At 69.7% G+C, this 14,157-nt stretch carries 7 protein-coding genes; 2 read left to right on the top strand and 5 right to left on the bottom strand.

The genetic code is table 11. The features are described from left to right. Positions 1-101: 101 nt before the first annotated feature. The 3 genes from FHR38_RS21335 to FHR38_RS21325 form a co-directional block, all read right to left on the bottom strand. Positions 102-3,320 carry an Rne/Rng family ribonuclease gene (locus tag FHR38_RS21335; protein WP_184536330.1) on the bottom strand — a complete coding sequence of 1,073 codons (3,219 nt, stop codon included), beginning with the start codon at positions 3,318-3,320 and terminating at the stop codon, positions 102-104. 134 nt (positions 3,321-3,454) lie between these two features. Next, entirely contained in the window at positions 3,455-4,189 is a 735-nt protein-coding gene (locus FHR38_RS21330; protein WP_312882318.1) for a TIGR03936 family radical SAM-associated protein, read from the bottom strand. Positions 4,190-4,401: 212 nt separating this feature from the next. Then, positions 4,402-6,390, bottom strand: a complete 1,989-nt coding sequence (locus tag FHR38_RS21325; protein ID WP_184536328.1) for a TIGR03960 family B12-binding radical SAM protein — start codon at positions 6,388-6,390, stop codon at positions 4,402-4,404. 348 nt (positions 6,391-6,738) lie between these two features. Between FHR38_RS21325 and FHR38_RS32905 the strand changes: the two genes are divergently transcribed. Continuing rightward, complete coding sequence (locus FHR38_RS32905; protein ID WP_281384895.1) at positions 6,739-7,926, top strand: hypothetical protein; 1,188 nt, start codon at positions 6,739-6,741, stop codon at positions 7,924-7,926. Between the two features lie 112 nt (positions 7,927-8,038). Further along, the gene (locus FHR38_RS21315; protein WP_184536327.1) at positions 8,039-9,514 is read left to right on the top strand and encodes a cryptochrome/photolyase family protein; all 1,476 of its coding nucleotides are present in this window, start codon (positions 8,039-8,041) and stop codon (positions 9,512-9,514) included. 119 nt (positions 9,515-9,633) lie between these two features. Here FHR38_RS21315 and FHR38_RS21310 read toward each other — a convergent pair whose 3' ends face one another. Both FHR38_RS21310 and ileS read right to left on the bottom strand, forming a co-directional pair. Beyond that, positions 9,634-10,344 carry a lysophospholipid acyltransferase family protein gene (locus FHR38_RS21310; RefSeq protein ID WP_184536326.1) on the bottom strand — a complete coding sequence of 237 codons (711 nt, stop codon included), beginning with the start codon at positions 10,342-10,344 and terminating at the stop codon, positions 9,634-9,636. A gap of 233 nt (positions 10,345-10,577) precedes the next feature. Further along, positions 10,578-13,748: an isoleucine--tRNA ligase gene (gene ileS, locus FHR38_RS21305; RefSeq protein WP_184536325.1), complete on the bottom strand. Its 3,171-nt coding sequence runs from the start codon at positions 13,746-13,748 to the stop codon at positions 10,578-10,580. Between the last annotated feature and the right edge of the window lie 409 nt (positions 13,749-14,157).

Below are 14,157 nucleotides of genomic sequence, written 5' to 3'. Positions count from 1 at the left end.
GCTGCTCAAACCGCCCCTCACCCTCCCCGCCCGGCGGTAGGGAAGGGGCCCTTCTTGTCGCTTCTCGCACCAGAAGGGGCCCTTCCCCACCACGGTCGGAATCAGGGGCGTGTACGGCGGCGCGCACCGCCCCGCCGAGCTCGACGACGACCGCCGCCCGACTCGGCGTCATCCGGGTCACCGTTCTCGTCCAGCGCGTCGGGATCGTCCGCCCCGGCCAGCCGAGCTTGCGGAGCGGGCACTACCGAGGTATCTCCGAACTCCGTCGGCGAGCCATCGTCCGTTCCCGCCAGTGCGGCGGCTCCGGCCCCTGCTGGTGCGGCATCGTCGGACTCCGCCGTCGGGGTCTCGTACCGTGACAGGTCGTACCCCATGGTGTCCTCGTAGTCGGACACCTCGCTGGTGGCCCGCTGCGGCTGCGTCAGGCTTCGCTCGGGCTCGACAACGGTCCGCTCGGACTCCACGACGGTCCGTTCCGCGGCGGTGTTCTTACGACCGCGACGCCGGGAGCTGCCGGTGGTCGTCTCCGCCGCGGCCGGAGCCACAACCGCTGACGACGAGGCCGAGGCCACCGCCTTGACCTTCTCGCCCGCCCCGGCCGCCCGGGGCTTCTCCGGCACCGGCTCGGTGTGGATGATCAGACCACGGCCCTTGCAGCACTCGCAGGTCTCGCTGAACGCCTCCAGCAGGCCCGCGCCGATCCGCTTCCGGGTCATCTGGACCAGCCCCAGCGAGGTGATCTCCGTGACCTGGTGCTTGGTACGGTCCCGCCCGAGGCACTCGGTGAGCCGGCGCAACACCAGCTCTCGGTTCGACTCCAGCACCATGTCGATGAAGTCGATCACCACGATGCCACCGAGGTCCCGCAGCCGGAGCTGGCGGACGATCTCCTCGGCCGCCTCCAGGTTGTTACGGGTGACGGTCTCCTCGAGGTTGCCGCCGGCACCGGTGTACTTACCGGTGTTGACGTCGACGACGGTCATCGCCTCGGTCCGGTCGATGACCAGGTGTCCGCCCGAGGGGAGGAAGACCTTACGGTCCAGCCCCTTGAGGATCTGCTCGTCGATGCGCCGCTCGGCGAAGACGTCGGCGGTGCCGACGTGCCGGTGCAGCCGGGCCACCAGGTCGGGCGAGACGTGCGTCAGGTACGACTCGACCATGTCGTACGCCCCGTCGCCCTGCACCACGAGCTCACGGAAGTCTTCGTTGAACAGGTCCCGGACCACCCGGATGAGCAGGTCCGGCTCTTCGTAGAGCAGCACCGGCGCGCCACCCTCGGTGGACTTGGCCTGGATGTCCTCCCACTGGGCCTGCAGGCGCTTGACGTCACGGGCCAGTTCGTCCTCGCTGGCCCCCTCGGCGGCGGTCCGGACGATCACGCCCGCCCCCTCCGGCACCAGCTTCTTGAGGATGTCCCGTAGGCGCTTACGCTCGGTGTCCGGCAGCTTCCGGCTGATGCCGGAGGCGTTGCCGTGCGGCACATAGACCAGGTGCCGACCGGAGAGCGCGATGTGGCTGGTCAGCCGGGCGCCCTTGTGCCCGATCGGGTCCTTCGTCACCTGTACGAGCACCGAGTCGCCCGAGCGCAGGGCGTGCTCGATCGAACGGGCCCGCCCTTCCAGGCCGGTGGTGTCCCAGTTGACCTCACCCGCATAGAGAACGGCGTTACGTCCGCGCCCCACGTCGACGAAGGCCGCCTCCATGCTGGGCAGGACGTTCTGCACCTTGCCCAGGTAGACGTTGCCGGCCATGGCGCCGGCCGACAACCGGCTCACGTAGTGCTCGACGAGCACCCCGTCCTCCAGGACGGCGATCTGGGTACGGTCGTCGCGCTGGCGGACGACCATGACCCGGTCGACCGCCTCCCGGCGGGCGAGGAATTCCGACTCGCTCAGGATCGGTGGGCGGGTACGGCGCTGCTCGCGTCCGTCGCGACGACGCTGCCGCTTGGCCTCCAACCGGGTCGAGCCGGAGACCCCCTGCACCTCGTCGGTACGGCGCGGTTCCCGGATCTTGACCACGGTGGGTACGCCGTCGTCGGCGGCGCTCTCGACGTCACCGGCACCCTTACGACGGCGACGACGGCGACGACGGGTCAGCCCTTCGCCACCCTCGGTCTCCTCGTCCTCGTCCTCGTCACCCTCGCCCTCGGCCTCGCCCTCGGCGTGTGCCGGCTCCTCGACGTCTTCGTCCTCGGCCTCGTCCGCCGGCCCCTTGCCCCGGCCTCGGCCTCGGCGGCCCCGGCGCCGACGCCGACGGCCGGTCGCCTCGTCCTCGTCCTCGTCCTCGTCCTCCTCGTCGAGGTCGACGGACTCCTCCTGGACCTCGATGTCTTCTTCTTCGGGCTCGACCGGCACCTCCGGCTCGGTACGGCGGCCCCGCCGCCGTCGCCGGGACGTCTCGGCCGGTTCCGTCACATCCGGCTCGCCCGCCTCGGCGGGTGCCGCCGCAGGCTCGACCATGGGCTCGACCACGGGCTCGACCACCGGTGTGGCAGCCCGCTGCGGGCGGGCCGGCGGCACCTCCGGCTCTGGTGCCATGAACAGCACGGTCGGCGCGGAGAGTGCCGCCCGGCGACGACGGGTACGGGTGACCTCCTCCGCCGGCTGGTCGGCCTCCGGCACCGGTTCACCGACGGCCGGCACCACGCGGGCCGGGGCGACCTCCTCCGGCGGCCCCGAGATCTCGACCACGCCACCCGGCGCTGTCGGCTCCGCCGTCGGCGAGATGTCCGCCTCGCTCGGCGTCTCGACCGGCGGTGGGACCGCCTTCACCGCCTTCTTACGTCGGGTACGGGTCGCTTTGGCCGGCGCTGCCCCCGACTCTGCAGACCCCGCCGCAGCCTCCGTGGATCCAGCCGCAGCCTCCGTGGATCCAGCCGTCTCGGCGGGTGGACGGGCGGCGGCCTCGGCTGGGCCAGCCGCCTCGTCGGACGGGCCCGCCTCCGCACCTCCGGAAGCGGCGGCGGAGTCGGCTTCGGTTGACGCGGCTTCCGCGCCGCTCTGCGATGAAGCCGCCGCGTCTTCCTTCTTGTCGGCCGTGGTGGCCTTTCGGCGTCGGCGGGTGGTCTTCGGAGCCGGTGCGGTGTCACCAGCCACGGGTGCGATCACCTCGGCTTCCGGTGCCTCGCCGCTGGTCGTCCGCGCTACGGTCGGCGCCTCTACCGGAGCCCCGGTCGGCGCTGGTTCGGAAGCCGTCGGTGAGGTACGGCGGCGGGTGGCACGGGTCCGCCGGACGGGTGTGGCATCGACATTCTCGGCAGTGTCGGCGGCCGGCTGCGAACCGGTCCGCTCACCGCCCTCTGGCTCGTTTTCGAGCATTGGACGATCTCCAGTTCTGGCATCCCCGGGCGCGGGTGAGCGCTGCCACGCAGGGTTACCGCAAGGTGTTTCCGGCAGCGTGCAGGGCGCACGAACCGCCGAAGTCTGACTAACTGAGCGCTGGCCGAAACTGGCTAGCGTTCACCGATGGTCGCCCCGTCGTGATCCGCCTCCAACGGATCGACGATCTCCCCCTGCGTGGTCAACGTGCCCTGTGCCAGGCGGGTCGCCCGTGGCGGTGCCGGCGGCGCCAGGTCAGCCACCACGCGGAGGCCGGAAAGGACGTCATCGGGTCGAACGGACGGGGTGACCTGCCGCACGACTAGGTCGATTATCGCACACGGTACGCCCGTGACCCCGGAAGGTGCCTCGGACGGATCGACCACATCGATCCGGTCGACCGCGCCGCGCGCATCGAACGTCCGCCGGCCCTGTTTGGTCATCCGCTCGACGGGCACCTCGGGTGCGGCCTGGAAGGCCGTAACGGCCTGCCGAAGGACATCCGGGTCGACACCGGGCAACTCGATCCACCAGTGGGACGCCTCGATCCGGTCGGCCAGGCTCCCACCTCGCGCCTCGACAGCATCCAGTACGTCCAGGCCGGGCGAGAGCGCGGCGTCGAGCGCGATCCGCAGCGCCGCCGGATCCACCGGTTCCCGCAGGCCGATTTCGAGATACTCCGCCTCGCTGGCCACGCCGGTGGGTGCCGCACTGGCATACGAGATCTTGGGGTGGGGGGTGAACCCCTGGGAAAACGCTATGGGTACGCCGGCACGGCGCAGCGCGCGTTCGAAGGCCCGGGCGAAGTCCCGGTGCGAGGTGAAACGCAGCGGACCGCGCTTGGCGTACCTGATCCGGATTCGCTGCACGACCGGCGCCTGGCCGCCCTCCGGCTGTGGTTTCCTACTGATCGTCGTGCTCCTCGGAAAATCGGTTGACCGGATCATCCTCGCGCAACCGGTCAGCTCCCCGTCAACCGGCCGACCGATTAACCCTCGGCCGGTTGGACGAACAGGGGCCAACCGGGTGTCGGACGGCCGGTCTGGTACGCCCCGACCGCTGGTCGGACGTACCGGCTAGGTCAGTTACCGGTGCCGGCCGGCAGGCGCAAGCCCTGGTTGACCGGGGTCAACGGCAGCAGCTTCTGCCCGGTGGGCCCGATCTGGATCTCGGTGTCCATCGAGGGGCAGACTCCGCAGTCGAAGCACGGCGTCCAGCGGCAGTCGTCCTGCTCGAATTGCGACAGTGCGTCCTGCCAGTCCTGCCACAACCAGTCCTTGTCCAGCCCGGAGTCGAGATGGTCCCAGGGCAGGACCTCCAGCTCGTCGCGCTGGCGGGTGGTGTACCAGTCCAGGTCGACGCCGAAGGTGGGCAGCACCTCGGCGGCGGCGTCCACCCAGCGCTGGTAGGAGAAGTGCTCGCTCCACCCGTCGAACCGGCCGCCGTTCTCCCAGACCTTGCGGATCACCGCACCGACCCGCCGGTCGCCCCGGGAGAGCAGCCCCTCGATCAGCGACGGCTCACCGTCGTGGTAGCGGTAGCCGATCGCCCGCCCCAGGGACCGGTCGGCGTTGATCGCCTGCTTGAGCAGTTTCAGCCGGTGGTCGATGACCTCCGGCCGCTCCATCGACGCCCACTGGAACGGGGTGTGCGGCTTCGGCACGAACCCACCGATCGACACCGTGCACCGGATGTCCTTGGAGCCGGTGGCGGCACGGCCGGCCTTGATGACCTCGTGCGCCATGTCGGCGATCTCGAGGACGTCCTCGTCGGTCTCGGTGGGCAGGCCGCACATGAAGTAGAGCTTCACCTGCCGCCACCCGTTGGTGTAGGCGGTCACGACGGTGCGGATCAGGTCTTCCTTCGACACCATCTTGTTGATCACCTTGCGGATCCGCTCCGACCCGCCCTCGGGCGCGAAGGTCAGACCGGTCCGCCGACCGTTGCGGGACAGCTCCTGGGCCAAATCGATGTTGAACGCGTCGACCCGGGTCGACGGCAGCGACAGCGAGACGTTCGTGCCCTCGTACTGCTGGGCCAGCCCGGAGCACATGTCGCCGATCTCGGAGTGGTCGGCCGACGACAGCGACAGCAGCCCCACCTCGTGGAAGCCGGAGAACTCCAGCCCCTGCTGCACCATCTGTCCCACGGTGGTGATCGAGCGCTCCCGTACCGGGCGGGTGATCATGCCAGCCTGGCAGAACCGGCAACCCCGGGTGCAGCCCCGGAAGATCTCCACGGCGTACCGCTCGTGCACCGTCTCGGCGAGCGGGACCAGGGGCTTCTTCGGGTACGGCCAGGCGTCCAGATCCATCGTGGTGCGCTTGTGTACCCGGAACGGCACGTCCGCCCGATTCGGCACGACCCGCTGGATCCGCCCGTCGGGTAGGTAGTCCACGTCGTAGAACCGCGGCACGTAGACGCTCTCCGTCCGGGCCAGCCGCAACAGCAACTCGTCCCGACCACCGGGCGAGTCCGCAAGCTTCCACTCCCGGACGATTCCGGTGATCTCCAGTACGGCTTCCTCGCCGTCACCGAGCACCGCCGCGTCGACGAAGTCGGCGATCGGCTCGGGGTTGAACGCGGCGTGCCCACCGGCCACGACCACCGGGTCGGCGTCGGTCCGGTCGGCGGCCAGCAGTGGAATGCCGGCCAGGTCGATCGCGGTGAGCAGATTGGTGTAGCCCAGTTCGGTGGAGAACGAGATGCCGAACACGTCGAAGGCACGGACCGGTCGGTGCGCGTCGACGGTGAACTGCGGCACCTCGTGGGTGCGCATCAGTTTCTCCAGGTCCGGCCAGACCGCGTAGGTCCGTTCGGCGAGCACGTCGGACTGCTCGTTGAGCACCTCGTAGAGGATCTGTACGCCCTGGTTGGGCAGGCCCACCTCGTACGCGTCGGGATACATCAGCGCCCAACGCACGGTCGCCGCATCCCAGTCCTTCCGCACCGCACCCAGCTCGCCGCCCACGTACTGGATGGGCTTGCTGATTTGCGGCAACAGCGACTCAAGCTGGGGCCAGACGGAGTTCGTCACCGGCTTGTCCGGCGTGGTCGACGCGACGTTCATGATGCCCAAGGGTACGCGGACCGGCGCCGGTTGCCGGCAGGCACCGTACGCTTGCCGTTCGGTACCGAGAGATGCTCGCGTGGCGGTACTAACCTCGTACGGGCGCGAGAGGAGATTGCCGCGATGCCGGAGCCGCAGCCGGGGAATGACCAACCGGCCGCCCAGACCCCGGGGCATTCCACGCCACAGCCCCACACTTCGGATGAATCGGCCATGCCGCCACTCCCCCGAACCGACCCGGCCGCGTCCGACGAACCGACCCCGTCAGATGGGCCGGCCACGTCAGATGGGCCGACCACATCCAATAAGTCGGCCACGTCAGATGGACCCAGCGAGCCCGGCGAGCGGGTGATCGCATCCGATTCGCCGGCCACCACCGCCGAGGTCGTGGTGTCCCGCTGGACCGGCTCGGCCCAGGTGCCGCCGCCGCAGGCCGGAAAACGTAGTAGACGATCCCGCTTTGGCTCGGCCAACGCGGTCCCGCCGCCACCCGACCCGACGTTGGCCCTGCCGCTCGACGAGCGTGTGACCGAGACCGCCGTACCGGTGGATCCCTGGGCGGACTCCGCCGCCGACCTGTGGGCTGGTCACCCCGGCGGGTACCTGCCGGCCGAGCCGCTGCCACCGACCCGGCCGCTACCCGCCGAGCCGCCGCCATTCTCACCACCGTCCGTAGCGCCGCCATTCTCACCACCGTCGGTAGCGCCGCCCGCCGCACGACCGCCCGTAGCGCTGCCACCGACCCGGTCGTTTCCGGCGGCACCCCCACCGCCCCCGCCGATCTCCGGCACGCCACGGATGCCCGCACCGTCTCCGGTGCCGCCACCGCGCCACGCGCCCGCGGCTCCCCCTCGACCGGCCCCACCACCGCCAGCCCCGCCCCGAACGTCGAAACGCGATCGTCGCGGCCGAATCGGCTCCCCACCCGCCTCCGGTCCGCCTGCGGCCCCGCCGAGCTGGCCCACGCCGCCCCGCCCCCGGCGACGTCGCCGCCGCTGGCCCTGGGTGTTGCTCCTGATGATCGCCTGCTGCTGCGGCTGCCCCGCCTACTTCGGCAAACCCATGTGGGACCAGTACCCGGCATCGGCCACACTGCCGACCGACCTGACCGGGCTGAAGCTGCGGGACGACGCCACCAGCAAGCAGACGGTGCAGCAGCTCAAGGCGGACATGCGGATGACGAACTGGCTCGCCGAAGGCACCTTCGCCGGCGTCTACGCGGACTCTCGGGGCAAGACGGTGACGATCTTCGGAGTCACCGGGTTCCGGTTCAGCCCCGACCAGGACCTCGACACCGAGTTCACCCGACTGACCGGCCAGTATGGGCTCACCGACATCCGCGACTACGACACCGGCGTTCGGGGCGAACACCAACGCTGCGGTACCGGTCGCGCCGAAGGAGCGACGGTCGTGGCCTGCACCTGGGCCGACCACGGCAGCATCGGTACGGCCCTGTTCACCAAACTGTCCCTTGAGGACAGCGCAGAACGGCTGCCCGACCTACGCGACGGGATCGTCTCGCGCAACTGGAACTAACCCACATCGCGCAGTTGGAACTGACCCGCATCGCACAGATATGTGATGGCAAACACACGCTCTGCTGTCAGGGGGGACACAACGATGGCACCGTACAGGGCACAATCTGCTGATGCTGCGGCGTTGGATCTTCGCTGACCAACTCGGCCCGCACTTCCTCGATGACCCGCACCAACCGGTACTGCTGGTGGAGTCGAAGGCGGTCTTCCGCCGTCGCGCCTTCCACCGGCAACGCGCCCACCTGTTGCTCTCTGCCCTGCGTCATCGTGCGGCCGAACTGAATGACCAAGCGATACACCTACGGACCGAAACCTTTCGAGAAGCGCTTCGTCAGCTCGACGATCCGGTCGAGGTATGCCACCCGACGTCGCGACGGGCCAGGGACCTGGTCCGAAGCTTGGCCGGCGTCACGATGCTGGCACCGCGTGGCTTCGTCACCAGCCCCGCCGACTTCGCCGACTGGGCGGACCGACGACGTGGCACGCTACGGATCGAGGACTTCTACCGACACGCCCGACAGCAACATGGCGTGCTGACCGGCGGCACCGAACCGGTGAGCAGCGGCCAGAAATGGCACCTCGACGCCCGCAATCGACAGCGCCCAGCGAGAGACTCGGCACAGCTCGACATACCGCCGCCACCGATCCCGCAGGAGGACGAGATCGACGCCGAGGTGCGGCACGAACTCGACAGGTGGGCGGCGGAGGGCATCCGGTTCATCGGCCACGACGGGCCCCGGTTGTTCCCGGCCACCCGAGCCGAGGCGATCGTCCGGCTGCGCCACTTCATCCGGCACCGGCTACCGATGTTCGGACCGTACGAGGACGCCATGCTCTCGGCCGACCCCTTCATGGCGCACAGCGCCCTCTCGTCCTCGTTCAACCTGGGGCTGCTCGACCCGATGGAGGCGATTCGCGAGGCCGAGCAGGCATATCGGGACGGCGTCGCCCCACTCTCCAGTGTCGAGGGATTCATCCGCCAACTGCTCGGCTGGCGGGACTTCGTCTGGAACCTCTACTGGTACTTCAATGCCGGTCACCGCGCCGACGACCGGCCACACGGCCGCTCCGTACCCGGGTGGTTCACCAACCTCGACGCCGACGCGGTGCGGGCCCGCTGCCTCTCCGACATCCTCGCCGGAGTACGGGATCGGGCCTGGGTGCATCACACGCCGCGACTCATGGTGCTGGCGAACTATGCCGTGCAGCGTGGCTGGCACCCTTCCGACCTCGTCGACTGGTTCCACCGGTGCTTCATCGACGGTACCGAGTGGGCCCTGACCGTCAATCTCGCCGGCACCAGCCAGTACGCCGATCCCGGCAAGATGGTCACCAAGCCGTACGCGGCCGACGGCGAGTACATCAAGCGGATGAGTGACTACTGCGCCAGTTGCCGATACGACCCGAAACTCGGACTCGGCGGCGACGCGTGCCCCTTTACCGCCGGGTACTGGATGTTCGTCGATCGTGACCAGGCGCGGCTGCACGGGAACGTCCGGATGCTCCGTTCGGTACGGCAGCTCGAACGACGTGCCGACGTGTCGGCGATGGCCGCCCAGGAGAAGGAGCGCGGCTCCCGCGCTCCTTGACCGGGCAGGCACCTGCTCGGGGCCCGCCGGCCAACCGCACCCTGACCGGCGGGCCCCGGCGGGCATCCGGTGCCTTCGTCGGTCTCGCCGCGCGCCCCGCCGGGCATCGCCAGTGGCCGTCAGCCGATTTCGGGGCCCGGTTCGGGCGGCGTGGCACCAGCCGGCTCGCCCTTGCGCGGGGCGTACCGGGGGACGTACTCCTGCCCGGTCAACCGCTGGATCTCCGCCATGATCTCGTCGGTGATCTGCCGCAACGAGGTGCGGTCCCCGGGGCGGTCGGTGAAGTCGAGCGGCTTACCGAAGCGCACCGTGACCGGCCCGGTAAAGGGCCGGGGTACGCGTACCCCGATCGGCTGGACCTTCTCGGTGCCGATCACGCCGACCGGGATCACCGGGACTCCGGCGGCCAGCGCCAGCCGGGCGGCACCCGTACGCCCCCGGTAGAGCCGCCCGTCCGGGGAACGGGTGCCCTCGGGGTAGACCGCGACGAGGTCGCCCGCCTTCAGCACCGGGATCGCCCCGTCGAACGCCGCCAGGGCAGCACGCCCACCGCGCCGCTCCACCGGGATCGCACCCAGCCCGGTAAGGACCGACTTGCTGATCTTGCCCTTGACCCCGTTGCCGACGAAGTATTCCGCCTTTGCCCAGAACGCGAGGTGGCGCGGGACGACGGCACCGAGGAAGAGTTCGTCGGCGACGGAGAGGTGGTTGCCGGCGAAGATGGCTCCACCGGTCTGGGGCACATGTTCCAGCCCTTCCACTTTCGGACGCCAGCCCAGCCGCATCATATTACCGACAGTGAGCTTGCCGATGGTGTAGAGCAGCGGCACGCGGCCTCCCCTGGTAAGCGCCGGCCCGCCGGTCGCGACGGCCCTCGCCGTCGCAACGATGTTAGGACAGCATCCTGCCAACCCGGGCATCGCCGGTGGCGTCTCCCGGTTTTGTGGTCAGGAGGGGCCCCTGCTGTACAAAAAGCGATAGCAGGGGCCCCTGCCTGAACGGTTCAGACGCGGCGGACCGCGACCGTACCCAGCCAGACGCGGCGCACCGCGACCGTACCCAGCTAGACGCGGCGGACCGCGACCGTCACGGACTGGCCCTCACCGGCCTCGCCGGTGAACCCGTCGACCGCGTCGGCGAAGGTCACCGAGTCGGCGAGCACCTCCCGGGCCAGGAAGTCCCGGTACGTATCCACCGCCGCCAGCACCTCCGGAGAGGCGGCGAGGGTCACCTCGATCCGGTCCGACACGTCCAGGTCGGCATCCCGGCGGGCCTGCTGCACCACCCGTACGACGTCCCGGGCCAGCCCCTCGGCCGCCAGTTCGGCGGTGACCGTGGTGTCCAGCACCACCACCCCCTCGCCGCCCGGCAACGGGGCCGACTGCTCCGCGTCGGCGGCGACCAGGCGCAGCTCGTACTCACCTTCGGCCAGTCGTACGCCGGCCGCGACCGGTGCCCCGTCGACGAGCGACCAGTCCCCCGCCTTCACTGCCTTGATCACCGACTGCACCTGCTTGCCGATCCGAGGACCGAGCGCCCGGGGCACCACGGTCAGCACCTGCTGACAGTGGCTGCCCAGGTCGGTGGTGAACTCCACAGACTTGACGTTGACCTCGTCGGCGACCAGGTCCCCGAAGGGTGCCAGGGTGTCCGCCGCCGGGCTGGCCACGGTCAGCGTGGCCAGTGGCAGCCGCACCCGCAGCCCCTTCGCCTTGCGCAGCGACAGCGCGGCCGAACACACGTCCCGGGTGGCGTCCATCGCGGCCACCAGGTCACGGTCGGCCGGGAACTCGGCGGCCGACGGCCAGTCGGTCAGGTGCACCGACCGCTCACCGGTCAGCCCCCGCCAGATCTCCTCCACGGTCAGCGGGGCCAACGGGGCCACTACCCGGCACACCGTCTCCAGCACCGTGTAGAGCGTGTCGAAGGCGTCCCGGTCGCCGGACCAGAACCGATCCCGGGACCGGCGCACGTACCAGTTGGTCAACGCGTCGAGGAACGCCCGCACGGAGGTGCAGGCGCCCGAGATGTCGTACGCGTCGAGCTGGGACTGCACCGTGGTGACCAGTTCACCGGTCTTGGCCAGGACGTACCGGTCGAGCAGGTGGCCGGAGTCGGTACGCCGGGACGCGGAGTAACCCTCCGCGTTGGCGTAGAGCGAGAAGAAGTACCAGACGTTCCACAGCGGCAGCAGCACCTGGCGTACCGAGTCGCGGATCACCGTCTCGCTGACCACCACGTCACCGCCGCGCAGCACCGGTGAACTCATCAGCGTCCAGCGCATCGCGTCCGAGCCGTACTTGTCGAACATCTCGTAGACGTCCGGATAGTTGCGCAGGCTCTTGGACATCTTGCGCCCGTCGGAGCCGAGCACGATGCCGTGCGCCATCGCGTTGCGGAACGCCGGCCGGTCGAACAACGCGGTGGCCAGGACGTGCATGGTGTAGAACCAGCCCCGCACCTGCGGCAGGTATTCGACGATGAAGTCACCCGGGTAGTGGTGCTCGAACCACTCCCGGTTCTCGAACGGGTAGTGCACCTGGGCGAACGGCATCGACCCGGACTCGAACCAGCAGTCCAGCACCTCCGGCACTCGACGCATGGTCGACCGACCGGTCGGGTCGTCCGGGTTGGGCCGGGTCAGCTCGTCGATCACCGGCCGGTGCAGGTCGGTCACCCGTACGCCGAAGTCGCGCTCCAGCTCGGCCAGCGAACCGTACACGTCGACCCGGGGGTAGTTGGGGTCGTCGGACTTCCAGACCGGGATCGGCGAGCCCCAGAACCGGTTCCGGCTGATCGACCAGTCCCGGGCGTTGGCCAGCCACTTACCGAACGAGCCGTCCCGGATGTGGCCCGGGGTCCAGTTGATCTGCTGGTTCAGCTCGACCATCCGGTCGCGGAAGTTCGTGACCGCCACGAACCAGGAGGAGACCGCCTTGTAGACCAGCGGCGTGTCGCACCGCCAGCAATGCGGGTACGAGTGGGTGTAGGTGTCCTGCCGCAGCACCACCCCCCGGTCCTTCAGCTCCCGGATGATCGGCTTGTTGACGTCGAAGACCTGTTCGCCGACGTACGGCGGGACGACCGAGGTGAACCGGGTGTGCTCGTCCACGGTGACGATGGTGGGGATGCCGGCGGCGTTGCAGACGTTCTGGTCGTCCTCACCGAAGGCCGGGGCGAGGTGCACGACCCCGGTGCCGTCCTCGGTGGTGACGAAGTCCGCCCCGAGCACCTGGTAGGCGCATCCCCCGGCCTGCTCGACCAGGAAGTCGTAGAGCGGCGTGTAGCGCCGGCCTACCAGGTCCCGGCCGGACACGGTGCCGACCTGCTGGTAGTCCTCCAGTTCCTTGGCGTACGCCCCGAGCCGCGCCGCGCCGACCACGTACCTTTCGCCGCTCGGCTCGCTGTCTGGCGAAGCCCGGCGCTCCAGCACCGCGTACTCGATGTCCGGGCCGACGGCGAGCGCCAGGTTTGACGGCAGGGTCCACGGCGTGGTGGTCCAGACCCCGACCTTGAGCGGCCCGCGCAGCAACTCCGGGGCGCTCTCGTCGGCGGCCAGCTCGAACCAGACGGTCAGCGTCGGGTCGTGCCGGTCCCGGTAGACGTCGTCCATCCGGGTCTCGGTGTTGGACAGCGGCGTCTCACACCGCCAGCAGTACGCCAGCACCCGGAAGCCCTCGTAGACCAGGTCCTTGCTGTGCAGCGTCTTGAACGCCCACATGACGCTTTCCATGTAGTCCAGGTCGAGCGTCTTGTAGTCGTTGCCGAAGTCGACCCAGCGGGCCTGCCGGGTGACGTACCGCTCCCAGTCCTGGGTGTAGGTCAGCACGGAGGTGCGGCACGCGTCGTTGAACCGGCCCACGCCGAGGTCGAGGATCTCGGCCTTGGTGGAGATGCCAAGCTGCTTCTCCGCCTCCACCTCGGCGGGCAGTCCGTGACAGTCCCACCCGAATCGCCGCTCGACCCGCCGGCCCCGCATCGTCTGGTAGCGGGGCATCACGTCCTTGGCGTAGCCGGTGAGCAGGTGCCCGTAGTGCGGCAGCCCGTTGGCAAAGGGCGGACCGTCGTAGAAGACGAACTCGTTGTCGCCGTCCGGGCCGGCGTCGCGGCTCTCGACGCTGGCCTCGAAGGTCTTGTCGGCCGTCCAGTAGTCGAGCACCCGACTCTCGACCACGGGCAGGTCAGGACTGGCCGGCACGCCCGTGCCGTCGGGGACGTTCTTGGGGTACGCCATCGCTGGTCGCTCTCCTCGTGCAGCTCACTGTCCGTGTCTGCGAGGACGAGCCACGCGGTACGCCGACTGGCGTGCCGCAGAACCCGCGGTACCACCCCGCTTGACGGTCGAGATCGACCGCCCGCTCGTTGGCCGGCTGTGACGGGCCGGACCCGTCCGGTTCTACTCGGGCCGGCTGGCCACCGCATGCGGTGGATCCGTCCCTTTCTTCCGGAGGCTCGCCGGTGATGGCCGGGTCATCGCCTTGTCGGTGTTCCAGCCTACTCGACGCCCCGGCGACCCCGCCGCCGAGTAATCACCCAACCGTCGTCATCAGCGTGCCGCGCCCGCACCGACCCGGCGTGGCCGGGATCACAGCTACCTCCGGTCACGAATCCCTCCGCCGTCCCGTCCCCTTCTCGACATGACC

Source organism: Micromonospora polyrhachis (assembly GCF_014203835.1).
GTDB classification, from domain to species: Bacteria; Actinomycetota; Actinomycetes; order Mycobacteriales; family Micromonosporaceae; genus Micromonospora_H; species Micromonospora_H polyrhachis.
This window is presented reverse-complemented; position numbering and strand designations above follow the sequence as displayed.

Excerpts from the sequence above, each read along its gene's own strand:
- FHR38_RS21325 (WP_184536328.1), bottom strand. The coding sequence starts at position 6,390 with ATGAACGTCGCGTCGACCACGCCGGACAAGCCGGTGACGAACTCCGTC.
- FHR38_RS21315 (WP_184536327.1), top strand. The coding sequence starts at position 8,039 with ATGCTGCGGCGTTGGATCTTCGCTGACCAACTCGGCCCGCACTTCCTC.
- FHR38_RS21335 (WP_184536330.1), bottom strand. The coding sequence starts at position 3,320 with ATGCTCGAAAACGAGCCAGAGGGCGGTGAGCGGACCGGTTCGCAGCCG.
- ileS (WP_184536325.1), bottom strand. The coding sequence starts at position 13,748 with ATGGCGTACCCCAAGAACGTCCCCGACGGCACGGGCGTGCCGGCCAGT.